The organism is Streptomyces sp. NPDC001822, from assembly GCF_042892135.1.
Classification (GTDB): Bacteria; Actinomycetota; Actinomycetes; order Streptomycetales; family Streptomycetaceae; genus Streptomyces.
Map to the genome: position 1 here is coordinate 1 of NZ_JBIATW010000021.1, position 23859 is coordinate 23859.

Annotated in this window: 23 protein-coding genes, 1 tRNA gene and 2 pseudogenes; 9 read left to right on the forward strand and 17 right to left on the reverse strand. The window is 68.9% G+C overall.

Going from position 1 to position 23859, the window contains the following annotated elements; all coding sequences use genetic code 11:
- Positions 1-176: 176 nt before the first annotated feature.
- The 8 genes and pseudogenes from ACFYY2_RS32125 to ACFYY2_RS32160 all read right to left on the reverse strand — a co-directional run bounded on the left by ACFYY2_RS32125 (position 177) and on the right by ACFYY2_RS32160 (position 7445).
- Positions 177-398 (reverse strand): hypothetical protein, encoded by a 222-nt coding sequence (locus ACFYY2_RS32125; protein ID WP_388749581.1) that lies wholly within the window; start codon positions 396-398, stop codon positions 177-179.
- 67 nt (positions 399-465) lie between these two features.
- Positions 466-1282, reverse strand: a pseudogene (locus ACFYY2_RS32130) (IS5 family transposase).
- A 1129-nt stretch (positions 1283-2411) separates the two neighbouring features.
- Positions 2412-2687, reverse strand: a complete 276-nt coding sequence (locus ACFYY2_RS32135; protein ID WP_388749583.1) for a ribosomal protein L7/L12 — start codon at positions 2685-2687, stop codon at positions 2412-2414.
- 503 nt (positions 2688-3190) lie between these two features.
- Positions 3191-3565 carry a hypothetical protein gene (locus tag ACFYY2_RS32140; protein ID WP_388749585.1) on the reverse strand — a complete coding sequence of 125 codons (375 nt, stop codon included), beginning with the start codon at positions 3563-3565 and terminating at the stop codon, positions 3191-3193.
- A gap of 133 nt (positions 3566-3698) precedes the next feature.
- Positions 3699-3772 (reverse strand) — tRNA-Ala (locus tag ACFYY2_RS32145).
- A 280-nt stretch (positions 3773-4052) separates the two neighbouring features.
- Positions 4053-4352: a hypothetical protein gene (locus tag ACFYY2_RS32150; protein ID WP_388749587.1), complete on the reverse strand. Its 300-nt coding sequence runs from the start codon at positions 4350-4352 to the stop codon at positions 4053-4055.
- A 337-nt stretch (positions 4353-4689) separates the two neighbouring features.
- Positions 4690-5136 carry a hypothetical protein gene (locus ACFYY2_RS32155; protein WP_388749589.1) on the reverse strand — a complete coding sequence of 149 codons (447 nt, stop codon included), beginning with the start codon at positions 5134-5136 and terminating at the stop codon, positions 4690-4692.
- Positions 5137-5255: 119 nt separating this feature from the next.
- Positions 5256-7445, reverse strand: a complete 2190-nt coding sequence (locus ACFYY2_RS32160; protein WP_388749591.1) for a tetratricopeptide repeat protein — start codon at positions 7443-7445, stop codon at positions 5256-5258.
- Between the two features lie 580 nt (positions 7446-8025).
- Here ACFYY2_RS32160 and ACFYY2_RS32165 point away from each other — a divergent pair.
- Positions 8026-8274, forward strand: a complete 249-nt coding sequence (locus ACFYY2_RS32165; protein ID WP_388749593.1) for a hypothetical protein — start codon at positions 8026-8028, stop codon at positions 8272-8274.
- Positions 8271-8513, forward strand: a complete 243-nt coding sequence (locus tag ACFYY2_RS32170) for a hypothetical protein (RefSeq protein WP_327116199.1) — start codon at positions 8271-8273, stop codon at positions 8511-8513. Before ACFYY2_RS32165 ends, ACFYY2_RS32170 begins: the two co-directional genes overlap by 4 nt.
- A 225-nt stretch (positions 8514-8738) precedes the next feature.
- On the opposite strand, the gene ACFYY2_RS32175 is transcribed toward ACFYY2_RS32170, so the two are convergent.
- A complete protein-coding gene (locus ACFYY2_RS32175) occupies positions 8739-9518 on the reverse strand; it encodes a hypothetical protein (RefSeq protein WP_388749595.1) in 780 nt (259 codons plus the stop codon).
- A gap of 244 nt (positions 9519-9762) precedes the next feature.
- Between ACFYY2_RS32175 and ACFYY2_RS32180 the strand changes: the two are divergent.
- Positions 9763-9942 (forward strand): annotated as a pseudogene (locus ACFYY2_RS32180) (aminoglycoside phosphotransferase family protein); the annotation flags it as partial.
- A gap of 167 nt (positions 9943-10109) precedes the next feature.
- Here ACFYY2_RS32180 and ACFYY2_RS32185 read toward each other — a convergent pair.
- The gene (locus ACFYY2_RS32185) at positions 10110-10616 is read right to left on the reverse strand and encodes a YbjN domain-containing protein (protein ID WP_388749599.1); all 507 of its coding nucleotides are present in this window, start codon (positions 10614-10616) and stop codon (positions 10110-10112) included.
- A 136-nt stretch (positions 10617-10752) separates the two neighbouring features.
- Positions 10753-12102 (reverse strand): D-inositol-3-phosphate glycosyltransferase, encoded by a 1350-nt coding sequence (mshA, locus tag ACFYY2_RS32190; protein ID WP_388749601.1) that lies wholly within the window; start codon positions 12100-12102, stop codon positions 10753-10755.
- A gap of 188 nt (positions 12103-12290) precedes the next feature.
- Here mshA and ACFYY2_RS32195 point away from each other — a divergent pair, with 188 nt between their 5' ends.
- The 3 genes from ACFYY2_RS32195 to ACFYY2_RS32205 all read left to right on the forward strand — a co-directional run bounded on the left by ACFYY2_RS32195 (position 12291) and on the right by ACFYY2_RS32205 (position 16126).
- Positions 12291-13076 carry a class I SAM-dependent methyltransferase gene (locus tag ACFYY2_RS32195; RefSeq protein WP_388749603.1) on the forward strand — a complete coding sequence of 262 codons (786 nt, stop codon included), beginning with the start codon at positions 12291-12293 and terminating at the stop codon, positions 13074-13076.
- Between the two features lie 334 nt (positions 13077-13410).
- Positions 13411-14478 (forward strand): NlpC/P60 family protein, encoded by a 1068-nt coding sequence (locus ACFYY2_RS32200; RefSeq protein ID WP_388749605.1) that lies wholly within the window; start codon positions 13411-13413, stop codon positions 14476-14478.
- A 310-nt stretch (positions 14479-14788) separates the two neighbouring features.
- Positions 14789-16126, forward strand: coding sequence for a PP2C family protein-serine/threonine phosphatase (locus ACFYY2_RS32205; protein ID WP_388749607.1), 1338 nt, complete (start codon positions 14789-14791; stop codon positions 16124-16126).
- On the opposite strand, the gene ACFYY2_RS32210 is transcribed toward ACFYY2_RS32205, so the two are convergent.
- The 3 genes from ACFYY2_RS32210 to ACFYY2_RS32220 form a co-directional block, all read right to left on the reverse strand.
- Entirely contained in the window at positions 16108-16443 is a 336-nt protein-coding gene (locus ACFYY2_RS32210) for a DUF2516 family protein (protein ID WP_388749609.1), read from the reverse strand. The two genes, ACFYY2_RS32205 and ACFYY2_RS32210, sit on opposite strands and share 19 nt — an antisense overlap.
- A 219-nt stretch (positions 16444-16662) precedes the next feature.
- Positions 16663-17337 (reverse strand): hypothetical protein, encoded by a 675-nt coding sequence (locus ACFYY2_RS32215; RefSeq protein WP_388749611.1) that lies wholly within the window; start codon positions 17335-17337, stop codon positions 16663-16665.
- Positions 17338-17364: 27 nt separating this feature from the next.
- Positions 17365-17868 (reverse strand): helix-turn-helix domain-containing protein, encoded by a 504-nt coding sequence (locus tag ACFYY2_RS32220; RefSeq protein WP_388749613.1) that lies wholly within the window; start codon positions 17866-17868, stop codon positions 17365-17367.
- 253 nt (positions 17869-18121) lie between these two features.
- Here ACFYY2_RS32220 and ACFYY2_RS32225 point away from each other — a divergent pair, with 253 nt between their 5' ends.
- Both ACFYY2_RS32225 and ACFYY2_RS32230 read left to right on the forward strand, forming a co-directional pair.
- Positions 18122-19219 carry a barstar family protein gene (locus tag ACFYY2_RS32225; protein WP_388749615.1) on the forward strand — a complete coding sequence of 366 codons (1098 nt, stop codon included), beginning with the start codon at positions 18122-18124 and terminating at the stop codon, positions 19217-19219.
- A gap of 84 nt (positions 19220-19303) precedes the next feature.
- Positions 19304-19621 carry a hypothetical protein gene (locus ACFYY2_RS32230; RefSeq protein WP_388749617.1) on the forward strand — a complete coding sequence of 106 codons (318 nt, stop codon included), beginning with the start codon at positions 19304-19306 and terminating at the stop codon, positions 19619-19621.
- Positions 19622-19624: 3 nt separating this feature from the next.
- Here ACFYY2_RS32230 and ACFYY2_RS32235 read toward each other — a convergent pair whose 3' ends face one another.
- The 3 genes from ACFYY2_RS32235 to ACFYY2_RS32245 form a co-directional block, all read right to left on the reverse strand.
- A complete protein-coding gene (locus ACFYY2_RS32235; RefSeq protein WP_388749619.1) occupies positions 19625-20374 on the reverse strand; it encodes a hypothetical protein in 750 nt (249 codons plus the stop codon).
- On the reverse strand, positions 20371-21684 hold the full coding sequence (locus tag ACFYY2_RS32240) for a TniQ family protein (protein ID WP_388749621.1): 1314 nt from the start codon (positions 21682-21684) through the stop codon (positions 20371-20373). The genes ACFYY2_RS32235 and ACFYY2_RS32240 overlap by 4 nt, the downstream gene beginning before the upstream one ends.
- A 217-nt stretch (positions 21685-21901) precedes the next feature.
- Positions 21902-22228, reverse strand: coding sequence for a hypothetical protein (locus ACFYY2_RS32245; RefSeq protein ID WP_388749623.1), 327 nt, complete (start codon positions 22226-22228; stop codon positions 21902-21904).
- Between the two features lie 249 nt (positions 22229-22477).
- Between ACFYY2_RS32245 and ACFYY2_RS32250 the strand changes: the two genes are divergently transcribed.
- On the forward strand, positions 22478-23743 hold the full coding sequence (locus ACFYY2_RS32250) for a DNA sulfur modification protein DndB (RefSeq protein WP_388749625.1): 1266 nt from the start codon (positions 22478-22480) through the stop codon (positions 23741-23743).
- The last annotated feature ends 116 nt before the right edge of the window (positions 23744-23859 follow it).

Genomic DNA, 23859 nt, shown 5'->3' on the forward strand with positions numbered 1-23859 from the left:
AACTCCTGGGGGTAAGGCTTGGGCACAGCGACATCCTTCCCACCTGCCCTACAAGGCAAGCCAGTTCAGATGTCACCCGATCGTGCATCAGACCCCGCGACGCAGGCGATAGAACAGTGCGGGCTGCTATCGAGGGTGCAAGAAGGGCTGGATTCGAGGCGACGCGTCACCTTGAGCTACAGACGCAGCATGCTCAGCGTGACTGGCTCTTTCAGCGCCGTGTAGATGCGTTGGTGGATTTCATGGAAGCCTATGACGTATTCGCTCGGGCAACCCCGACCTACTATGGCGCTATCGAGAACGACACCGAACGCGATGAGATCCGCGCATCGATAGGCACGGCCCAGCTTGGCGTAACGCAGGCGCACTTTCGCATCCTGGCCTTCGGCCCGGAGCATCTTCGCAATCCTTCGGGAGCTGTCCGGGAGGCGCTGGAGGATTACACGGATGCCCTTAGACCGTGTCCTATGTGGTGAGGCGGGCGAGGCGCTTGTAGCAACAAAGGGCGGCGGCGAGCCCGAGGAAGGCCAGGTAGTTGCGGGGATGGCGTTCGTAACGGTGGTTGAGTCTGCGGTAGCCGGTCAGCCAGGACATGGTCCGCTCGATCACCCATCTGCGGCGGCCTAACCGTTCGCTGGACTCAACTCCCTTGCGGGCGATGCGCACGCCGATGTGCTTGCCCCACAGCCATTTGCGCAGGTGAGGGACGTCGTATGCCTTGTCCGCGTGAAGGCGCTGGGGCTTGAAGTACCGGCCGCGGTGGGGGTCGTGTCTCGTTTGGTGACCCTGGATCATGGGCTCAGCGCGAGGCTGTCGTGGGTGTTCGCCGCGGAGAGGCCGACGAGGAGGGGCAGTCCGTTCGCGTCCGACAGGACGTGCATCTTGGAACCCGGCTTGCCCCGGTCCACGGGGCTCGGACCTGTGAGTTCGCCCCTTTTTTAGCCCTCACGTGCGCGGAGTCCAGAACCGCGCGGGAGAGGTCGAGCAGGCCGGCGTCGTCCAGGCGGTGCAGGATCTCCTCGTGGAGCCGGCCCCAGACACCAGCTCTCGACCAGATCAGGAACCTGCGGTGGGCCGTCGACTTCGATATCCCGAAGCACGGCGGCAAGGACCGCCAGGCGCATCCGCTGACCAGGACATAGATGATCGCGGCGAACAACGTCTCATCAGGCGTGTCCTGCGTCCCGCCGCCCTGCGGCCGCACCTTCGACGGCGGGATCAGCGGCTCCGCGATCTCCCACAGCCCGTCCGGAACAATCCAACTCCACGTACCCCGCCCCATGACGAACTCAACGAGCCAGCCCCACATAGGACACGGTCTTAGTAACTGGGACAGAGCTGAGGAGGGACGCACTCTGGCCAGGCGTCGGCTCGGACTCCATGTCAGAGATGCGGGTGGGATCATGGCTCAGGCCCACAGCGACTTCATTGACGAGGTGACCGCGTACATCGGTTCGGCTGAGGCGGCCCGCGGTAGCACGGGCTAAGGGGTGGCCCTGATGCGGCCGTGGCAGTGTCAGGTGAGAGGCACAGCAAGCCAGGGTCGAGCGCTCTCTGACATCCACAGCTGACATCAACGGTGCCGGACGGAGGCGCACCGCAACGTCCTTGTCCGGCCGTCGTGTCAGATAGCGGTGGAAGCCGGAGTAGACCCAGATCGAACTCCTAAAGCGAGTGTCGCCCTACCTCCGTCGTCGGGCGTACCAAGCCACGGCCAGCACGATAAGGACGGCAACCGCGAAGGCCCACAGCGTTGTTGCAGCGCTACGTGAGGTGTAAGTCAGAGCAAGCATGCTCAGACAGATACCCGGTCTCGGTGGCTGTAGCTGCTGGACGTCCTTCAGCTGTCGCGGCCAGTGCCCCGCGCACGAGGTGCGGTGAGTATCTAACTGCGTGACAACGGCGACGGACAACCGCGGACAACCGTGGACGCTGGCGGAAGATCAGCGCAGGTGAACGGCCCACAGGCCCAAGGGCGGCGAACGTCCCGAGGTGCTTCGGAACGAAGAGGTCTGCGTGGGGTCAGGTCCGTACCCTTGAATGCCGAGGGCGCCGTAGACGCAGCCTGAACTGAGGCTTGGGGGACATGCCGGCCGAACGGTGCCGTCGGTGGGTCGGCGGTGACTGCTCCTCTTCGCCACTCGGCAGCCGGGCCAGCCCCGCCGGGCCCTCTCTGGGCCCTGCGAGGGTGACAAGCAACGCCCAACAACGACCAACGACCACAGCCCAACCGCAGGTCAGGTACGGCGGGCACCCTGCTGACCAGGACCGGAAAACGGGCCCGCCAGACCCAGGGCAAGAAGAAGTAAGCAGAGCTGAAGAAGCCCCCCGCCTGCGGGTTCTCCGCGTGGTGGGGGGCTTTTTGGTGGGCTGGGCCGTGTGCGGACCGTCACCCGGTCGCTCTCTTCGCCTCAGGACTTGAGGAAGTCCGGCTCCGGCTGCTCCCTCACCTGTGCCAATGCGCCCGCAGCCCGCAGAGCCGTGACAGCCGCCTCAGCGTCCTCCTGATAGACGCCGTCGAGGATCAGAGCGGGAACCTGCGTAGCCAGGACTTTGCTCCGCCAGAGACTCAGCCCGGTCAGACGGCGCACGACCTGAGCGACGTCCAGCACGCGGATGCCGGGATCGGTGAGCACGACGTCATGGGGGACGTCGTCGCACACCAGCACGGAGTAGTCGTCCGCCATGGCCCTCTCCTTCTCTCGGGTTCGGAGCGTACGAACCTTCAACCGCCGTGTCGTGTCGAATAGGTGGACCCGTAGGCAGCGGCCACGGCCATAGGGGTGCACGCTGCCGGATGACCTCGACGGGAACGGGCCCCACGTTCGAAGCCACGACGGCAAGCGCCTGACACCGGTGCTCGGACTCCAAGATGGCAGGGGCGCCGTTCGCGACTGCCGGCCGGAGCGTGGCGAGCGTCTGGGGGCTCTCATCCCGACCACCTTCGACCCGGGCGGAGCAGGGCAGTCGAGGCCCGGGCGTCAAGGTCGTCCGCACAGCGGCGCGCCCTCAGGGTGCGTGGCGGGGCTGGAGTTGTTATAGAAAGGCGGAGGGAGAGGGGGGTGGATGCCGCGGCCTTACGCTCACAGTCCCGAGGCGGACCCGGGGACCTTTATGCCCACCCCCCTTGGCCGCGGACCTCTTGGGTTCTCCGACCGACCTCTGACGAGCAAGCTACCAAGTGGCTCTGTCACGCAGTGATGGCCCCGCCTCGCTCCTGAACCGTTGACTTCCTGGCGCCCAACGGCGGCGGCCAGCCGGCGCAGGCCACCAGCGCGCTGCCGTCCTCGGTGAGGAAGAGCAGGGTGGTGCATGTCCGATCGGCGGCATCGATCAGCCCTGTGCGCACGGGCTGACCATGTCCGCGGATGAGCCGCACTGCTCGTTCCAGCCCGAGCGGTTCGAGCCCGCGCTTCCGCATGCGCTGGAGCCGACGGTTGAAGACTCCGGCATGTTGGCCTACAGGTTGCGCCCCGTCTGCCACCCAGTAGGCGGCCCCGCTGTGCAGAGTGGCCGGCGCCACCACAGACGCTTCGTCATCACCGGCCAACAGCAGCTCCAGCACATGCCGCTCTACGCCCACCCCGTAACGATGTTGCGGTACTACGGCCAGGTATCACACCCTCAGGAACCGCCCCTGCAGGGCGGTGTCCTACATAAAGGGAGAAGAGTGCCCGGTCCGCAAGGAGGAAGTGAGATGGGACCGGCCGGATTCGAACCGGCGTCCTCCTACATGCCGTGAAGGCGCGACAACCGCTGCGCTACGAGCCCCATCCCTGCCGCGATCATACGAGCTGCCGTCGCTCCGCCGCCGGGAAATTTCGGGGAAGCATCACTCAGAGTGGCCGCGTTTCAGGAGGTGAGCCTCAGCCTCGGAACCGACAGATGTTCGCCCATGGGGAAGCGACTTGAGCGAGTCCCGGATTCGACCGGCTTCCGCTTCAAGGCATCCCCGGGAAGCAATCGTCCGAAGCCTCTTCCTCCAGGCATCGCCGGAGTAAGACTCTCTTGATGCCGCTGAGTTGTCGTGAACCGCTCTTAGCTCAGCTGAATCAGACTGTGCGGCGGCGACGGCGGGCGCGGAGGAGATGAACTCCCTTCATGGCGTAGCCGGCGCCTACGAGGAGCACGCCGGCAAGGGCGAGCCAGAACCAGGACTCTGAGGCCTCAAGACTCAGGTAGGCACCGCCCAGGAACACGATGCTGCCGATCGAGTCCAGCAGATCGAAACGTGCCGCGATCCGCACTGCAGAATCGAGTTCGCGTAGTCGGTGGATGACGGGGACGAGGCCGAGGACCTGCAGCAAGGTCAAGCCGAGAAAGACCCACTTGAACCAGTCGGGTATATCCACGGCCCGCACTGTACCGCCAGCCCGAAACGACCGCTGCCCTGCTTGGCTCCCACAGTCGTGAACATCGGCTGTCGTTTCTGGGGCTCTGGTGAGCCAAGCCCACGGCGGTGCTCTACTTCGTGTCCACGCAGGGGCACTGCCCCAGTTGGCCCCGTGTGCCCCTGGGCAATCTCAGTCCGCACTTCTGGCAATTCGATGTGCCCAACCCAATTGGCTCCACCTTGCGTTCGAATCGGCCTCGATCAGTTCGGCCCGCATGGCACCCGGTCACCTGCGGGACCAGATCAGAACGGACGCGAGGTGCACACCCGAGGTGGTCGCGCCGACACCGATGCCGTCAGGAGGTCAGCAAGGCCGGCACCCTCCCGGCGGTGAACCCCTCACCGTCCTGGAACTCGACCAGGACCTCGCTGTCGACCAGATGAATCCAGCACTCGTAACCGCACTCCAGCACCGCGTCGGCGTGCACCGCCACCGCCCCGGCCTCCAGAGCGACAACGGGCACGGCGAGGTTGCCCCAGAACACGACAGCCAACTCATCCGGGCGGGCCAACCCACGCAGGAGTTCGCGGAGCCCCTCGCCGTCGAAGGCCGTGGAGGTCCGGAGGATCTCGGCGCCGGTCCAGTCCAGCCGTGTCGAACCCACGGACCCGAAGCGGTTCAGACCCAGTGCTGCGAACGCCCGGCTTTCGGCGTACGAGAGCACCATCGCCCCGCCCCGGACCGCCGCCATCAGCGGCGCGACGACCTCGAGCTGCGTCCCGTAGCCCATCTCAGCACGCACAGCGCTCCCCCCGTCCGGTGCCGCGAAGCTCCGGTCCTCACCGGTCGTACGACGGCACCGTGGTGCCCGGTGCCGGCAAGCGTATGCGCAGGGCTGCGGCTGCGGCTGCGGCCATCCGGTCAGCTGCAGTCCGCCAGCATCCGGTCCAGTTCCCGTACCTTCGGATGGAGGGGGCCGACCTGGCGGATCTGCCGTTCGCGCACCTCCTCGAACAACGTGCGCGCCTCGGTCTGCCTGCCGGCCCGGACCAGTACCTGTGCCAGGAGAGTCCGGGAGTTGAGGGTGCTCGGATAGTCGGGTCCGACCACGCGGACCCTGGCGGCGATGACCTCCGACAGTTCGGCCTCCGCCTCTCCCAGACGGCCTTCGAGTGCGAGCAGCCAGCCGATGCGCTCGCGCGTGGCCAGTGTGTCGTGATGGTCCGCGCCGAAGAGCCGTCGCCGGACGGCAAGGATCTCCCGAAGCTCTCCCCTCGCCTGCTCCGTCCGCCCCTGCTCCCCGAGCGCCCAGGCCAGACGGTTCCTGCTGGAGAGGGTGAAAGGGTGCTCGGGCCCGTAGACCGCCGCACGGCCCTCGGCGGCAGCGCGGAAGGCCCGTTCGGCGTCCTGCCAGCGCTTCTGACGGGAGACCACGATTCCGATCGCGTGACGCGTCGCCAGCGTCTCCCGGTCGTCATCCCCCCGTGCATGCCGGTGGATTTCGAGGATGTCACCCAATGCGGCCTCGGCAGCGTCGTACCTGCCCAGTTCGGCGTCGAGCCGGGCGAGCTCGCCCCGGGTCCTCAGGACGTCCGGGTCGTCCGGCCGGCACACCACCAGTTGGTCTTCGAGCAGGCTGAGCAGCACATCGCGCGCCTCTGCCCAACGTCCCTGCAGGGAGATGCTCCTGCCGAGCCAGTACCGGACTCCGTGGACGGGGACGCGGTGCTCGGGGCTGACGTCGTCCACGCCCGCAAGTGCCACCCGGCACAGCTCCTCCGCCAGTGCCGCCGGACCGCTCCACTCGTAGTAGTCCGCCAAACGGCCGACCGCGCGCAGCAACCGGTGGAGGTGCTCCCCGTCGACCAGTCGTCCGACGTTCCCGACGAGCGCACGCAGATGGGGAGCGACCCCCTGGAAACCGGGCCAGTCCGAGGGCTCGTCCGGCCGGAGTCCGTCGACGTGGTCGACGATGATCTCGACGGCACCGTGGACGAGGGCGGCGGACCCCACGTCCTGTCGCCCCAAGGAGTCCAGCAGGTGCGCCCTGCTCACGTCCGCGACCACGGGGTGGACGAGGAGTGTCGGGAACTGCCCGGGTTCTTCGGGTGTGGCCCCGGCCTCCACGAGGCCCAGTCCGACCAGACCGCGGATTCCCTGCTCCAGCCGGACGAGGTCGTCGACGCCCCCGGGGTCCTGAGCCGTCGCGGGCTCCCTCAACGCCGCCGCCCGGCCGGATCCGAGTACGGCACCGGGCAGCGGCTCGGCGGCCGCATAGCAGGACAGAAGGCGCATGATCGTACGCGCCTGAGGTATGCCCGCACGGCCGAGAGCGTCGAGGGACATCTCCCAGGTACGCATCACGGCTCTGCGCGCGTCGGCGCCCTCGTCCGCGTCCGGCCCCAGGAGGCGAACCGCCCCGGCGGACTCGTCCAGGAGGCGTTCGTACACGGCGAACGAACGGATGAGGGCGAATTCGGACCCCAGGTGATTGCCCGCGAGTTGCAACGCGAGCGGAAGCCCGCCGAGGCGCTCGCCCAGGCTCCTTGCCTCATCGGCCGTCCCGCCGTTGGGCGCGAGGTCTACGAGGATCCGGCCCGCATCCTGTGCCGGCAGAGGCGCGACCTTGTGGAACTGCACCTCCCTCCCCCAGGTCGAGGCGTCGAGATGGCGAGTCGTGACCAGAACGGTTCCCTGTCGAGCAACGCGCAGCCAGCCCGTGCCGTCGACGACCTGGGCCCGACTCGACCCCGGACCGTCGGGGGCGGCGAGCACACGCGGCGAGTCGGCGTTGTCGATGACCAGCAACCACTTGCGCTTCGTCCGGTCAAGCACCTCCCACATGACGTCCGGTGCCCGGGGCGAGCCAGAGGCGATCAGCTCCTGATCCGATACCGATGCCCCGAGCTGACGGGCGACCGCGAGCATCCCCGCGGTCAGGCTGCCGGTCTCGGTGGAGAAGACCCACCACACGTGGTGCCGTCCCCCGGCTCGCACCCGTTCCGCCAGAGCCATCGCGAGGGTGGACTTCCCCACGCCCCCCATGCCCGCGAGGACCACGGGCCGACCGCCTTCCTCCCGGACGGTTCGCAGGAGTCGCGCCAGCAGCACGTCACGTCCGCGGACTTCCGGGGGGAGCCTCCCGGCCGGTGGCCGCACCTGCGCGCCGGGGAAATGGGCAGCACCCGGCCCGCCGGACCGCACGGGCTCCTGGTCGCGACGCTCGCGGACTTGCAGCCACAGTTGCCACACGCCCACCCACAGGGCGATGAATCCGGTTAACGTGCCCCCTGCCGTCCACAAGAGTTCCACGCTCAAAGCCCACCCCGATGGCTCGCGACCGGTCCCGCTCGGACAGCCGGAACACCGCGAACCTACCCAGCGCGTTCCCCGGATAAGCCGCCCCGTGACGTTGCCCCATCCGGGGTTCGCGAAGACCTCAAGGGCCGTTCCGGCCTGAGTGGGCCGCTCCGGACCGGTGCCCCGAGGACGAGGGGGACCAGCTTCATCAACCCGCGACAGCGGCTGTGTCGGGCGCGGCGATCCGGCTGATGCGAAGCAGTTCTGCGTATGCCCCGCCCGGGACCGCACCCGCTAACGTGACCTCCACACCTGCCCGTTACCCAGGTGCACACCCCGCGCCGTACGGGCAGGCGGGGCGCGGAGAGCAAGGAGATCGGGGAGAACCATCATGGGCGAGTCTCTGAAGACCTTCGTCGGCGGGACCGAGGTCGAGGTACCCAACAGCATCCCGGCGATCCGTGCCGCGCTCCCCGAAGAGAGACGCGAGGAGTTCGACAGTGCGATCAACGAGGCTGGAGTGCACGAGATCCAGGCGGTGATGCGTCACTGGATGCTTGAGGCGGTGCCCGATCCCGAGGCCGAGAAGATCCTGGACCGGCTGGCTCAGGACGAGGCAGAGAGGCGGAACGTCGCTTGAGTTTCCGCATCTCCTATGCCCCGCCCGCCGACGACACGTTGGCCAAGATGCGTGACGGTGACGCGTTCCGCGGCGAGATGGCGCGCACCCTCGGCCTCGATCCCTACGGACACGCCTCCAGCGCCGTCAAGCTCGAACGCGACCGGCGCGAGGCGACCGTGGGCGGGGCCATCGTCCTGTACTACGTCTCCGGAACCGTGTTGACCGTCACCGTCGTCAGGCTCGTCCCCCTGCCGTGAGCAGGCCGCCCTCCCGAGACGCACCGTTCCTCCGAGAGGCACGGCTCGCCCGAGGCGCTTCACTCCCCGGGAACGCACCACTCCTCCGACGCACGCCCTCCCGGACTGCGCAAGGGCGGGAGCCGTCCTCCCCGCCCCCGCCCCGTCTCCCCCGGCCCTCAGCCAAGGGCTCAGAGCCTCAAGGGCTCAGAGCCTCAGAACCTCAGAGCTCAGAGGATCGCAGGATCAGCCGAGCTTCCCCGCCTGTGCGTCGATCACCGCGGTCGGCTTGTCGAAGTCGGCCTTCTCGCCCGTCGCACCGAGGTTGAAGGAGAAGATCGTGGCGACCGTGCCGCCCTTGCGGAGGCTCACGAGCTTGAAGGGGACCGCGGACTCGCCCTTCCCCATCTGCACCCTCCAGGCGACGGCCTCGTCGCCACCGGTCACCTTCTCCTCGGTGATCGAGGTGATCGTCTGCTTCGTGTCCTTCATGGACAGGGTGAAGCCGCCCGTCGCGCACTTGACCGCGGACTCCCGCAGCTCGGCCAGGTTCGCCTCGGCGCCGTCACCGTCGTACGAGGCCAGGGTGACCAGGGACGACGTCATGTCGAGCGCGCCGTTCATGGCGTCCTTCAGGTCCCCGGGGGCGGACTTCTTCTTCTTGGGCTCCTCGACGACCTTGCGCCCGGCGTTGCCCACCGGAGTGCCTCGCTTCACTCCGTAGAACGCGAACCCGATCGGCTCGCACTCCTTCTTGTCCACGGTGACGGCCTCCGGCGCGGCGATGTCCTCCGGCCCCGTCTTGGAGACCTTGTAGCCGTCGACGTCGCCCTGCTCCAGCGACACCTTCTCCAGTTCGGCCGACGTGAGGGCCTTGACCGCGGGCTTGCCCGCGTCGTCCTTGGAACCCGGCGCGGCGCTCTCGCCCTTGTCGCCGGAGTCCGAGCCGCCGCAGGCGGTGGCGAGCAGGGCGAGGCACGCGGCGGAGGCGGCGAGGGCGGTACGGCGTACGGCGGTGGCGCGCATGATTCGTTCAACTCTCGGTACGAAGGAGCAACGCCCCTCCCTGGGCCCGGATTCAGGGCCTTCTCGGGAGGGTTGTCGCGGTACGGGACACTCTACGATCGGACACCTGTCCGATGATCGTTCCGCGCGACCGCGGGACGCGATCGTGATTCGGCTGTAATCGCCCTGTGAAGACGCTGTGGGGTCATGGACGCCGTACAGGTGCCCACGAGCGAGTGCCAGGAGCCGAAGAGGGGAACTGTGCATGTCCGTCGTCGCGACAGCGGCCGTACTCGCGGCCCTCGGGATCGGAGACCGCGACATCGCGTCCCGGCAGTCGCTCACCGGAGGCACCTACAACACCGTGTCCCGCGTACTCCTCACGGAGGGCACGGAATGGGTGGTGAAGATACCGCCGCGTCACGCCGGACTCGCCTACGAACGGCGGCGGTGCGGACGCCGACGCGGGCGCCTGGACGTGGCGCGAGGTGGCTCCCCGGCTCGTCGAGGCGCTGAACGAGGCCACGTCGAGCGGGGATTGACTGTCCGTCCGGCATTGCCGTTCACCGGGCGGGCGGTCCGGCGCCAGGCCCACGCCGGCTCGCCGATCCTTCAGGAGGGTCGCTGCGTGAGGTGCGTGAAGGCGTCCAGGTTGCGGGTGGACTCCCCTCGCTCCACCCGCCAGGCGTACTCCTTGCGGATCGCGCTCGCGAAGCCCAGTTCGAGCAGCGGATTGAAGGCGCCGTCCGCCGCTTCGAGGACCGTGCCGAGCAGCCGGTCGAGCTCTTCGGAGGTGACGACGGACAGCGGGAGCCGGCCGGTCAGGTAGATGTCGCCGAGCTGGTCGATCGCGTAACTCACTCCGAAGAGACGGAGGTTGCGTTCCAGCAGCCAGCGGTGCACGGCGGCGTCGTTCTCGTCCGGGTGGCGGATGACGAAGGCGTTGAGGGACAGGGAGTGCTGCCCCACGCGCAGGGAGCAGGTCGTCGACAGCTTGCGCGTGCCGGGAAGCTTCACGACGTACATGCCGGGCTCGGGGCTCTCCCATTCGAGCTCCGCGTCGTCCAGCGTCGCCTCGATGACCTGCGCCGCTGCTGTCCCACCGGATACGTCAGCCATGGTCCGAGCGTACGACAGGCCGCGCCGGGAGCCCCGGCCGCGGTGCGACGGCCGGACGGTCCGCCGGCCGGTCTTCCACGCGATCGGCGGCTCGGCGCAGGCGACGGCCGGACGGTTCGGCGCGGTCGCGGGCTGCTCAGTGGTGGTGCGAGCGGGCGCGCCGCCGGTCCTGCATCGCGGCCGTGTAGACGTCGGCGGTGGCCGACGCCGCCGCGTCCCAGCCGAACGACTGGGCGTGGGCGGCCGCAGCGGCCCCCATCCGTCCGGACAGTTCCGGGTTTCCGGCGAACCGGCCCAGGGCCTGGGCGTACGACTCCGGGTCGTGGCCCGGGATGAGGAAACCGCTGGTGCCGTCCTGGACCGCCACCGGGAGGCCGCCGACGGCCGCCGCGAGCACCGGCGTCCCGGTCGCCTGTGCCTCGATGGCGACGAGTCCGAAGGATTCGCTGTAGGAGGGCATGACCAGGACGGACGCCGCCCTGAACCAATCGGCGAGCTGGTCCTGGCAGACCGGCGGGTGGAAGCGGACGACGTCCGCGATGCCCAGGCGCGCGGCCAGCTTCTGCAGGCCCTCGGGCTTGGCGAGGCCGCTGCCGCTGGGGCCCCCGACGACGGGGACGACGATGCGCGAGCGGAGCGAGGGGTCGCGGTCGAGGAGTACGGCCACCGCTCGCAGCAGCACGTCCGGCGCCTTCAGCGGCTGGATGCGCCCGGCGAAGAGCGGGATCAGGGCGTCCTGCGGCAGCCCCAGCCTGGCCCGGGCGGCGGCGCGGCCGTCGGCGGGGGAGAAACGTTCCAGGTTCACCCCGGGGTGCACGACGGCGACCGAGGCCGGATCCGCGTCGTAGAAGCGGATGAGTTCCTCCGCCTCCCCCGCCGTGTTCGCGATGAGGCGGTCGGAGGCGTGCACGATCTGGGTCTCGCCGATCACGCGTGCGGCGGGCTCGGGGGTGTCGCCCTCGGCGAGCGCGGCGTTCTTGACCTTCGCCATGGTGTGCATGGCGTGGACGAGCGGCACGCCCCAGCGCTGGGCGGCGAGCCAGCCGACCTGGCCGGAGAGCCAGTAGTGCGAGTGGACGAGGTCGTAGTAGCCGGGGCGCTGGCCGGCCCAGGCCTGCATCACGCCATGGGTGAAGGCGCAGAGCTGGGCGGGCAGCTCCTCCTTGGCGAGGCCCTCGTACGGTCCGGCGTCGATGTGGCGGACCAGGACGCCCGGCGCCATCTCGACCGTCGGCGCCAGCCCGCCGGTGGTGGCCCGCGTGAAGATCTCGACCTCGATGCCGATGGCGGCGAGACGCCTGGCCAGCTCGACGATGTAGACGTTCATGCCGCCCGCGTCGCCCGTGCCGGGCTGGTGCAGGGGCGAGGTGTGGACGGAGAGCATCGCGACGCGGCGCGGCTTGCGGTGGCCGCCCGCGAAGCCGCCCGGGAAACGGATCCGGGGTGCCGCACGGCCGCTGCCGAGCCGGGAGACGTACTGGCTCACGGGTCCGCTCCTCCTCGCTCGGGGCATGACACGTACGGGGCCCACGACCCCTTCGGAGGACCAGAACAGCGGATCCGGCCCGTTCATTTCCGCTTTGCCAAATCATTACGATCCGGTCGGCGCGCCGCGCTGCCCGCCGCTCGTTACACCCACGTCTGCCCTTCGACGCGTCGCATAGGCTCCCTTGCATGCACCAGCGCCCCGTGGGCACCGCGACCCGCGGGACCACCAACCCCAATCGGCTGCGCCGCATGGACCGCTGGATCGCCGCCACCCACGGCCCCGCCCTGCGCCGCAGCGACGCCCCGGCCGCGGTCGACCTCGGATACGGCGCGGCCCCCTGGACCGCGGTCGAACTGCTGGAGCGGCTGCGCGCCGCCGAGCCGCGCACCACCGTCACCGGCATCGAGATCGACCCGGAGCGGGTCGCCTCGGCGCGCCCCTACGAGTGCGAGGGCCTGACCTTCGTCCACGGCGGCTTCGAGATCCCCCTGCCCGGCCGCCCCACGCTCATCCGGGCGGCGAACGTGCTCCGGCAGTACGACGAGGGCGAGGTCGCCGCGGTCTGGCGGCGGCTGTGCGCCCGGCTCGCCCCGGACGGCCTGCTGGTCGAGGGCACGTGCGACGAGATCGGCCGCCGCCACGTGTGGGTCGCGCTCGGACCCGAGGGGCCGCGCACGGTCACCTTCGCGACGCGCCTCGGCTCCCTGGACCGCCCCTCCGACCTGGCCGAACGTCTGCCCAAGGCCCTGATCCACCGCAACGTCCCGGGAGAACCGGTCCACTCCTTCCTGCGCGACCTCGACCGGGCGTGGGCCTCGGCGTCCCCCTACGCGTCGCTCGGCGCACGGCAGCGCTGGATCGCGGCCGCCCGCTCCGTGTCCGCCGACTGGCCCCTGGCGGACGGGGCACGACGATGGCGGCAGGGCGAGATCACGGTCCTCTGGTCCGCGCTGCGCCCCGGACCCTCCTGAGCTCCGGCCGAGAGACCAAGCCGAGAAACCCCGCGGAGAGACCGGGCGGGGAACTGGAGAAAGCGGGCGGGGAACTCCGGCTGAACACCGGCGGAACGCCCGCCCGGGGGTGGATGAACAGGCGCGCACGAAGGACGGCGCCAGGCTGAACACGCCCGGATCCGGGAACCCCGGTGGATCACCGTTCGTCACCTGTGTGACGGGGCCGGTGCGGCGGACCTCTGTTGCTTTACGGGGCAACATGGCACGATCGCGTCGTCACTCAAACGTTACTGACGGTAAGTCAGATGTACGCGATATGGCTTTCGTTGCCGTTCGCCCGGAGGGGGAGCTCGTGAACCGACGCCACTGTGCCACTGCCGCGATCACTCTGGTCTGCGCACTGGCCCTGCTGACCGCGCCGGTCCAGGCCATGGCCGCCCCCGTACCCGAGCCCACGCCGAGCGCCACGGCACCCACCGCCGGAGGGAAGACCCTCGAAGAGGTCCGGCAGGAGATCGACACCCTCTACCGCAAGGCGGGGGCGGCCACGGACGCGTACAACCTCGCCGAGGAGCAGGCCGAGAAGCAGTCCGGCGAGATCGTCCGGCTGACCGAGTCGATCACCGAAGGCCGGGCGAAGATCGCCGAGCTGAAGGACAGGGCGGGCGCGCAGGCCCGCGAGCAGTACCGCAGCGGCGGGCTTCCCCCGGGCGCACAGCTCGTGCTGAGCGGCGACCCGTACCTCTTCCTGGACGGCATCAGCCAGGCGAGGCAGGGCCAGCAGGCCACCAAGGGCATGCTCACCGAACTGGAGCAGGCCCAGGAGGACTTGGAGACGTACACCCAGGACGCGAACCTCAACTGGGAGAAGCTCGAAGCCGGTCGCGTCAAGCAGGCCAAGGCCAAGAAGAGCATCAACGCGCAGATAGCGGCGGCGAAGAAGATCGAGTCGCAGCTCGCCGCGGAGGAGCGGGCCAGGCTCCTCCAGCTGGAGAAGGACGCCGCGTCGACGGCCCAGGCGGCCTGGCTCTCCTCCGGCGCCCTCGACGACATCAACCGCGAGGCGAGCGCGAGCGGCAAGGCGGCGCTCGCCTTCGCCACCGCCCAGATCGGCAAGCCGTACGTCTGGGGAGCCGAGGGCCCGGGCTCGTACGACTGCTCGGGGCTGACCTCGCAGGCCTGGGCGGCGGCCAAGCGGCCGATCCCCCGGACGTCCCAGGAGCAGTGGCGCCAGCTGCCCCGCATCCCCATCCACGACATGCGCCCGGGCGACCTGATCATCTACCACAGCGACGCCAGCCACGTCGGGATGTACGTCGGCGACGGATCGATCGTGCACGCCCCGCGGCCCGGCAGGAACGTGACGCTCGCGGGCGCCGGCTCGATGCAGATCCTCGGCGTGGTCCGCCCCGACAAGTAGACCGCCCGGCCCGGGAGCCCGCCGGTCCCGCGCCGCCCCGCGACCGGGTGACGCACACCGCATCACGGCCGGACGGCGACGCGGGGATCGTGTGTGCGAGGCGTGATGTTCGTCATGACTTCATGTCCGTTTCCTGCGCGCCCATCACGCCGGATCCGTGGTGGGACGCGGCTTATGGCCGTGCATATGACACGGCGGGACCGCCCTGTGGCATTCCGTTCACCGGCCGCGGACCGCTATCGTCCCCGTCGGCGGGTCGTCGATCGTCGTCCCGCCGCGCCCTCGGGGGGAGGGAAGGAAACCCGAACCGATGCCCGTACCCGTACCGCAGCAACGTGCCGTTCCCGCTGCGGAGACCACTCACGGCGCCGACCTCACACTCCTGGTGATCGAGGACGACCCTGCGGGCACCTTCACCGTCCCCGAGCTGTCGTCGACCACCGGGGCACGGGTCCGCGTCCGGACCGCCCGCAATCTCACCGAGGCCGGACGGCTGCTCACCGACGACGTCGACTGCATCCTGCTGGACCTGGAGCTGGAGTCGGCGACGCTGCCCTCCGGCGCACGCGAGGACGCCGGCACCCAGCCCGACGGGCTGGCGACGCTCAAGCACGTCCTGCGCATCGCACCCCGCCACGCCGTCCTCGCACTCACCGCGGAGGACGACGCGGAACGGGCCGCCGAGGCCGTGCGCGTCGGCGCCCAGGACTACCTCTTCCGCGGCGAGCTCGACGGCCGCCTCCTCAACCGCGCCATCCGCTACGCCGTCGAGCGCAAGCGGGCGGACATCGCGCAGCACCAGCTGACCGAGTCCCGGCTGCGGGCCCAGGAGAACGCCCGACTGGAACGCGGACTGCTGCCCACCCCGCTCCTCGACGGCTCCGACCTCTCCTTCGCCGCCCACTACCGACCGGGCCGCAGCCGCGCCCTGCTCGGCGGCGACTTCTACGACACGGTGCGCACACCCGACGGCACGGTCCACGCGATGATCGGCGACGTCTGCGGGCACGGCCCCGACGAGGCGGCGCTCGGCGTCGAACTGCGCATCGCCTGGCGTGCGCTCACCCTGGCCGGACTCTGCGGCGACGCCCTGCTGTCCACGTTGCAGCAGGTCCTGGAGCACGAGCGGCAGAGCGAGGAGATCTTCGCGACGCTCTGCACCGTCGACATCGCCCCCGACGGCCGCCGCGCCGGACTGTGCATCGCGGGCCACCCCGCGCCGCTGATCGCCCGCCGGGGCCGGGCGGCCCACCTGCTCCCCTACGAGGACGGCGGCCCCGCGCTCGGGCTGCTGCCGCACGCCCGCTGGCCCCGCCGGCAGGTCGAGCTCGGCGGCTCCTGGAGCCTCATGATGTACACCGACGGGCTGATCGAGGGCCGCGTCGGGCTCGAAAGGACCCAGCGGCTCGGCCAGGACGGCATGGTCGCGATGATCAACGGGCGGCTGGACCAGGGACTCGGCGGCGAGGCCTTGCTGGAGGCCGCCGTCAGTCAGGTGCAGGAGCTGAACGGCGGCGAGCTGACCGACGACGTGGCGGTCCTGCTGCTGGAACGCGACGAGGCCCTGATACGCCGGAGGGGCAGGAGCGCCGTGCGCTCCCGCCCCGGTGCGGCTTCGCCCGCGGGCGCTCAGCGCCCGCCGTTGTAGGGACCGTACGGCCCGTCGCTGCTCGACCCGCCGCGACGGCCGCCGCCGCCCGACACGGCCTTGATCGCCGGCCGCACGTCCACCATGAAGACGATGGACGCGACCACGCCCGCGATCTGCAGGAAGAGGATCGGGATGACCAGGTTCACGAACACGGTGATCCCGAGAATGATCAGCCAGAAGGACTTCTTCTGCTTGTCCGCGGCGCGGTAGGCGTCCTCGCGCGCCGTCACCGCGAAGACCAGCGCGACCACGGCCAGGACGAGCATGGCCAGGTACAGCATCTGGAGGATCGAGCCGAATGCTTCGAGCAACACGGTGAGCACCGCCTAATCAATGGATGAGCCCTCGCGGCCAAGGTACCGGGACAACGACCCGGGCACCCTCAAAGGTGCCCGGCCCGTTCTTCCGGCAACCCGCTCTGCCGTTCTCTCTCGGCTACCCGTTCTCCCGGCCACCCGCTTCGCCGGGACCGGTTCGTCCAGCGGCCCGCCTGCCGGCAGGCCGTCCGTCGGCAGCCCGGGGAACCGCTTCCGCTACTTCGCGGACGGCGGGGTGGCCTTCTTGGCCGCGGGCTTGCGCACGGGCGCGGGCTTCTTCGCGGACGCGGCGGGTGCGGCCTTCGACTCGGCGGCCTTCGGCGCGGGCTTCTTCGCGGCGGGGGCCACCGGCTTCGCGGGCGCGGGCTTGACGGGCGTCGCCCTCACCGGCGTCGTCTTCACGGCGGCCTCGGACTTCTGCTTCGGCACCGCCTTCGGCTCGGCCTCGACGACCGCGGCGATCTCCACGATCTCGTCGGCCGTCTCGCCGCGCCAGGTGCGCACGGTGAGCTCGCCGCGCTCGGCGACCTTCTCGTACGTCTCACGGGCCCGGACCGCGTACTCGGCGGCCACGCCCACGCTCCGCAGCGCCAGGTCCTGAGCGCTCTCGCCCCACTTCTTCAGGTCGGTGTCCAGCGACCCGAAGACCTCGCTCACCTTCGCGCTGACGGTGGCCTGCGCCTCCCTGGCCTGCGTGGCGACCCGCTCCTGGACGGCCTTGGGGTCGGTGTTGCGCACGGCCTCGATCCGCTCAGGCGCCTCGGCCCGCAGCTGGTCGATCAGGGCCGGGACCTTGCGCGCCTGCTCCACGGCGAGATCGGCCGTGCCGGCGGCGAAGTAGAGGGGGGTCGGGTCGGTGAGGGTCTTGCGCAGGTCATCGGTGATGGCCATGACTGTGGTCCTCCCGGATCATCGAAGTCAGTTGAGGGGTGGGTCTGCATCACTGCCGCCGGCCGTGCGGGGGCCGCGGTCGTCCGTACCGGCGTCGTTCGCTTCGCCGGCACCGCTCTCCGCGTCGATTCTGCTCTCCGCGGCGGCGGCACCGTGGTTCCCGGCGTCGGTGTCGGACGCGACATCGAATCCGTTCTCGCGGCGGAAGGAGTCGTAGATCTGCAGAAGTACGTTCTTCTGCCGCTCGTTGATCGACGGATCGGCCAATATGACCGCCCGCGTCTCCAGCTCCTCCCGCTCCCGCTCGTCGAGGATCCCGGCCCGCACGTACAGCGTCTCCGCCGAGATCCGCAGGGCCTTGGCGACCTGCTGCAGCACCTCGGCACTCGGCTTGCGCAGGCCTCGCTCGATCTGGCTGAGATACGGATTGGACACTCCGGCGGCGTCGGCGAGCTGCCGCAGGGAGAGCTGCGCGGTACGCCGCTGCTCACGCAGATACTCGCCGAGATTGCCGACGTTGAGTGATGCCATGCCTCGATACTGCCGACCCCTGCTAACTTTTGCAAGCGCCTGCTTGCAAAAGTGTTCCACCTCATGGCGGGCCGGATGTGCCTGAGCACGCTAGTTGTCACCTGAGCAGGACAACTGTCACCGATCGGCTTGGCGGACTCCTGCGCGCTTGCGACTTTTCGAGATAGATGACACCGAGTCGTGCCGGCTGACACCGAGCACGTCCGCAGCCGGCCAGCGACAGCCGACTCCGTCGTCGGAATGTGGTCGGGGCATGATTTCCGCTGTGCATGAGGACGAGAACGAGCGCGTGAGCGCGCGGTACACGCTGACCGAGACTGAGCACGGCCATGTCTGGGGCGTCTGCGCCGAGGCGGAGGGACTGTTCAGGGAATCCCAGCGCGGGACGTATGAGCTGTTCGGTTGGGTTCCGGAGGAATCCGGCGTACCCGCTTGGGTCGGCAGCCGGGTGTGGCTGGTGCCGGACGACGAGGCACTCGACGCCTGGCTACTGGAGGACGCGGAGAGCTTGGGGAAACTGCCCGGGACGGACAGTCTGCTGCTCACCGGCATGGACGACTACGAAGGTCCGCCCGAGGGGTACAGAGGGCGCGTTCGCCTGCACGACGGGCACCGCTGGCTGGGTTCCTGCCGGGAATTCACCCGTGTCCTGTCGCCCGAGCAGGTGCCGCCCCCGCTGGTCCTACGGGGGCTCGCCCCGAGTGATCAGCTGAGAGCGGCGCTGATGAAGGGCACCCGGCGGGCGCTGGATCTGGAGGAGGCCGCTCTGGAGATACGGGACGGTGAAGGCGAGCTACTTACTGATCGGCTGCTGTGGGCCACCGTCGTTGGCTGGCGCCCGTCCGCCTGCGGAGCAGACCTGATCGACCTGGAGCTTGACGGGGGCCGCTTCACACCCTTTCCCGAATACGCCCGGCCCATCTGGGAGCGGTGGCTCTCCGGGCCACCGGACGCCGTGAACGCCTGGGCCGGCCTCGATACCCGCCGCCGCGGGGCCTGGCATGACCTCGTCCGGGAGCGGGCCTGCCGGCGCACCCACCGTGACCGGCCAACCGGTCACCCCTACGAACTCGACGGCCGGCACATCACTGACGAACCAGCCCTCTACCTGGCACTCGGCGAGGCAATCAACGGGCCGGGAGGCTACTTCGGCGGCTGTCTCGCCGCCCTTGACGACTGCCTGCGCGGCACCTTCGGCTACACCGCCCCCGCGACCCTGCTTTGGCGAGACGCCGCGACCGCACGCGAGTACCTGTCCCACGCCCTGACACCGGATGGACAGCGTTACGACCTGTTCTCCGCAGTCCTTGAGTCCCTGGCCCAGGGTGGCATGGACGTCACCCTGGCATGAGCTCGCGCTGGCGGATCTTCGCGGCGAATACCACCCTGGACATGCTGACTTCTGACCTCGCGGTCCGTCGGGTTGGATGGCGTCGTGGCGAAACGACACAAGACGAAGAAGAAGCGGCCTCCCTTCGGTATACCGCGGGAGATCATCCTGCTGTCGGGGCAGGACGTGTGGCCCTACATGTTCATCGCCGACGATTCGGGTGGCGGATGCGGCAAGGTCGTGATGCCCACCGACACAGCCCTTGAGGACGTGCAGGCGGCGGTCTTCACGCCGCTGGCGGACCTCACCCGCACCTTCCACGGTGTCGAGATCGGCATCGTCTGGTCCCCCCTCACGCCAGACTCGTGGGTCGGGCGTATCAGTTCCATCACCACGGATCGGGCGGACTCTCAACAGATCTAGCGCCTACTGCGTGGCCAACCAGCGGGCGCTGACCTGATCAGATACTGAGAAGCTCGTTTCGCAGTCCGGGCAGGCTGCCGCACCGAAGACGTACGTCAGCGCGTTCGCGACCTCTCGTTGACCATCAGCGAGTGCAATGTCGTGGAGCCGTCGGCCGATACCGTCCAGTGCTGCGGGATCCGCAGGGCGCAAGGGCCTCGTCTCCACATCATCCTCAGACAGCGCGTAGTCACCACTGGTGGAAAAGAATCCTCGCTCGCCGAGGACTATGAACAAGCTGGCTTCACAGTGGGGGCAGGAGACCTCGTACTCCTCGTTCGTAAGACCCCATGCCAAGTCTTCGCTCCAACCCAGTACGCCGTCGAAGCTCAATACGGCTTCCAAGAGGTACGCGTACTCGGTTCGATCGGAGGCCGATCGGAGGCGATTGTCCGCCACCGACAGCAGGGTCGCGATCTCGGCCGCGTACTCCAGGCGGACATCGCCAGCGTCGTGTGGCTGGCCAGCGCCTGCCACGATCGCACCGGCCAGGGTGAGAGCGCTCACTGCCTGCTCTCGGTCGTCCCCGTCGGCTACGCAGACCAGCCAGGGCAGTGCCGCGAAACTGGCGGAGTAGACGCTGCCCTGGTGGCACAGCGCCGACCATAGATCGTTCCAGAGCTCGGCGTTCGGTTCAGATGCGATCCGATCCAGCAGAGCGGGTATGCCTTCCGCAGAGCCGTAGGCATGGCTCAGTTGCGACCAATCCGTCATGCGGAGATCCAATCACGCGGCTCCTGGCGACTGGCACGGATCAACCCACTGGCCCGGGACGGCTCCGGGAAACGCTCCCGGCCGCCTTTAGGAGTCGGGCCACGGGCGATGAGCTTGTGCATCGGAGCCATGTGGCTGACGTGGTTCATGGCGACAATCCGCAGCGGAAACGAGATCCAGGCCTCGCGCCGGAGATAGGACGACAGGGCATAGTCGACAGCGCTGGCCTGGTGAATGAGCGGCAGCATTCGCTCGCGGGCCTGCTCTTCGTCGTCCGCGTCAAGGAGACGTTCGGCAATCCCGAGTACTGCCCCCATGAGCAACGGGTCCAGCGGAGGGTCGGTGTAGGGGCGGGAACTGCGCTTCTTCCCGGGTCTGCCACGGAGGACTGTCGCACGGGCATGGCGTTGCTCGGCATCGTGGTCGAGGGCTTCGGCGAGGGCTGGTGTTGCGGCGAAGGGCCGGGCCACCGGCCAGGACAGGAACACGAGACCGAGCAGGGCTCTTAGGTCGGCGAAGTAGTCGGCGGCGGGGATCAGCCAACCAACACACGGGGTCATTGCGGGGCCGGCGGGATCGAGCAGATCCTGAAGCCGCTGCTGAAGGCCAAGCAGGTGGTCCAGCGTACGTACGTCGGGAAGTTCGTCGGAGAGCACGCCGTCAGGTTCAGCAAGCTGGACACCGCAGGCGGGTTGGAGGCGCCCAACGGTACGCGGGGCGGTGGTTGTCCGGCACTGGGTGGGATGCAGCTCTTCGTCCCAGGGACGGGCGATGATGCTGTTCATCTCGACCGCGTGGACGGGCTGTCGGCAGGTGGGGCAGCCGATTCGCAGTAAGCGGCGGTGCTTGGTGCAGGCGAAGACTGGTGGGAGGCGCCAGGCGCGTTGCCAGGATCCGCCGTGGAGTTGCTGGACGTGGCTTCCGTCCCCCACGAGACACTGCGGGCAGTAACGAGGGGTGCGGGTCAGGAGCCAGGCGTTGTCGTTGACCATTCTCGCGGCGCTCTTGCGCGGAGTGAACTTCTCGCTCAGCGGTCCATATCGCTCGGCAAGCGAAGAGGTCAGAAGACAGCCGATCTCCTCCGGGGCGAGTCGGGTCGCTCGGGCGAAGGTCTGGATCTGCTCCGGTTCCAGGTGGTGCAGAAGCCGCATGGGAACGCGGAAGAGCACGTTCTCCTTGCGGTGGCCAGCCAGTCCTGTACGGATGGCGACCGCTCCGGGGGAAGTTCCGAGCAGGTGTGCGAGACGGAGGATGTAGCCGGCCAGCGTCTCATCGGTCAGTGGGTCGAGGCTGCGGGGCAGCGGGCGCATAGCCTCATGATGCTTCGGCGGCGGGCCGAGCCGTGGCGGAACGGATGGTCTATGGGGAGACGCCCACTACGAGGACTTCCCTACACCGTCGTCTCCCGCCGCGGTGGTGTCCGTGTTGTGCTGTTGGCACTCGCATGCACCCCAGAGATCGATAGCGCAACGCAACGCAGCCGGCGGTCCCGTGTCGCCCGACACGGGACCGCGGGCTGAAGTCGGGTTAGCGGCGGGTACGGCGGAAGCAGGCAGCGACCAGTTCGGCCGCCGAGTGCGCGGCGATCCCCACCGCCGCCGCGACCGTGGAGGGGCCGTCCGGCACGAAGCCGCTCACGGTCGCGGCGACGGTGAGCCCCGCCGCGCAGCGGGACACCTCCAGGGGCGAGGGCCAGCGCCACCTGTACCCGGGGCTCTTCCAGGGGTCCGATCCAGCCTCGCCCGCCACCCCCTCCGGGGGAGCCTGACACTCGGCGGACCCCTGCGCGGGAACCGTCACGACGTTCTCGGCGGCCGGGACATCGCTGACCGCCGCGAGTGCCTGGTTCGACATGGAGATGTCCTCTTTCATCGCGATCTGCCTGATCGGTAGAGGTGAGGCCGCCGCGCCGAGGTACTTTCGCCCGGATGCCCACCAGGGGAGCAGAGCGGGCACCCCCGACTGGAGGCTAGACCCAAAAGAGGCTCACCTTCAACTTAAGAGCATGATTAAGAACTTATTCCGCCAGACAGTGCGCTGCGTGCTAGTCTCTACGGACTGAAGTGCGACACAAATCGGTGAGCGACTCAATAGGGGCTTGTAGTGACCATTAATGTCGACCCGCTGCGCCTGTCCAAGCCGCAGGACTCCAGCACGTATCTGGCGATCAGGACGCCCCAGGGAGGCCGCGACGTATACAGCACGCGCGTTCCCCTCCTCGACCTCCCCACCATCCTGCCCGTCCCCGACCCGAACAACGTCGACAAGGACAACCGCAAGGTCGACCGCCTTCACGCCAAGCAGTTCGGCGAGTACCTCGACACCAAGAAGGACTGGGTCGCCCCCGCCCTCTTGGCCCGCGACGGCGGAGGCTGCACGTTCGAGAAGGTGGACGAGCACGGTGCAGTCGGCTACCTCACGGTTCCGTGGGCCATCGGCGGCATCTCCTCTCTGCGCACCATCGACGGCCAGCACCGCGTGCTCGGTGTCTCCATCGAAAAGCAGCGCATCACCGACGCCATCTCCGGCATCGACCGTGAGATGGCGCGCAAGGTCAGTCCGGAGAAGTCCGCCAAGCTTGAGGCTGAACGTGAGCGGCTCATCGGCCAGATGAACCGACTGAAAGCCGAGTACGTCGGCCTGGACATCTATGTGGAACCGGACCCGATCAAGGCCCAGCAGATGTTCGTTGACGTTGCCGACAATGCCAAGGGCATCAGCAGCGCCGTCCGCGCCCGCTTCGACAGCTACAAGGTCGCCAACCGCACGCTGTCCGACGTCATCGACCACCCGCTGCTCAAGGGCCGGGTCGACGCCGAGCAGGACCGCATGACCCTGAAGAACCCCAACCTGATGGGCGCCAAGCACGTTGCCGACATCACCCGCGCCGTCATCGCCGGCGCTGGCGGCCGGATCAGCAAAAAGGCCGAGCAGACCCTGACCGACGGCGAGGTCATCGAGCAGGTCAAGGACTTCCTCGACGTCATCTCCAACGCCTTCACTGACCTTGCCGCCATCACCGAGGACGACCCTGAGGCGGATCGCCAGGCCGATGAGTTGACCACGTCGCAGAAGCTCCGCAGGACCTCGCTGCTCGGCTCGGTGGGCATGCTGCGCGTCCTGGGCGGGGTGTTCCGCGAGCTGCGCGCGGGCGACAACCCGGCGGAGATCGACGACATCACCGAGTTCTTCAAGCGTCTCGACCCGCACATGGCCGCGCCCGTCACCGAGAACAGCATCTGGCGCACCACTGAGGCGAACGCGGACTTCGAGCCGAACGCCGCCGCACCGATCATGCGGACCCAGAACATCGTCCACCTGGTGGGCGTCATCACCGGCTGGTACAAGAAGGCTCCCGCCGCTCTGTAGCCGATCGCACGACCACGAGCGGCGCCTTCCTGCCCTGCGAACGGCGCCCCTCGTGATGTGCGGTCGCTGGCCGGTTCGGCGACGACGTCCTGGAGCATCAGGGCGTTGCTGTACGC

Bases quoted from the DNA above. Each gene is read 5' to 3' on its own strand.
- ACFYY2_RS32125 (WP_388749581.1), bottom strand. From the start codon at position 398: ATGCTCCGGGCCGAAGGCCAGGATGCGAAAGTGCGCCTGCGTTACGCC.
- ACFYY2_RS32205 (WP_388749607.1), top strand. From the start codon at position 14,789: ATGCCCGTACCCGTACCGCAGCAACGTGCCGTTCCCGCTGCGGAGACC.
- ACFYY2_RS32215 (WP_388749611.1), bottom strand. From the start codon at position 17,337: ATGGCCATCACCGATGACCTGCGCAAGACCCTCACCGACCCGACCCCC.
- ACFYY2_RS32220 (WP_388749613.1), bottom strand. From the start codon at position 17,868: ATGGCATCACTCAACGTCGGCAATCTCGGCGAGTATCTGCGTGAGCAG.
- ACFYY2_RS32235 (WP_388749619.1), bottom strand. From the start codon at position 20,374: ATGACGGATTGGTCGCAACTGAGCCATGCCTACGGCTCTGCGGAAGGC.
- ACFYY2_RS32240 (WP_388749621.1), bottom strand. From the start codon at position 21,684: ATGCGCCCGCTGCCCCGCAGCCTCGACCCACTGACCGATGAGACGCTG.
- ACFYY2_RS32245 (WP_388749623.1), bottom strand. From the start codon at position 22,228: ATGTCGAACCAGGCACTCGCGGCGGTCAGCGATGTCCCGGCCGCCGAG.
- ACFYY2_RS32165 (WP_388749593.1), top strand. From the start codon at position 8,026: ATGGGCGAGTCTCTGAAGACCTTCGTCGGCGGGACCGAGGTCGAGGTA.
- ACFYY2_RS32185 (WP_388749599.1), bottom strand. From the start codon at position 10,616: ATGGCTGACGTATCCGGTGGGACAGCAGCGGCGCAGGTCATCGAGGCG.
- ACFYY2_RS32175 (WP_388749595.1), bottom strand. From the start codon at position 9,518: ATGCGCGCCACCGCCGTACGCCGTACCGCCCTCGCCGCCTCCGCCGCG.
- ACFYY2_RS32135 (WP_388749583.1), bottom strand. From the start codon at position 2,687: ATGGCGGACGACTACTCCGTGCTGGTGTGCGACGACGTCCCCCATGAC.
- ACFYY2_RS32225 (WP_388749615.1), top strand. From the start codon at position 18,122: ATGATTTCCGCTGTGCATGAGGACGAGAACGAGCGCGTGAGCGCGCGG.
- ACFYY2_RS32195 (WP_388749603.1), top strand. From the start codon at position 12,291: ATGCACCAGCGCCCCGTGGGCACCGCGACCCGCGGGACCACCAACCCC.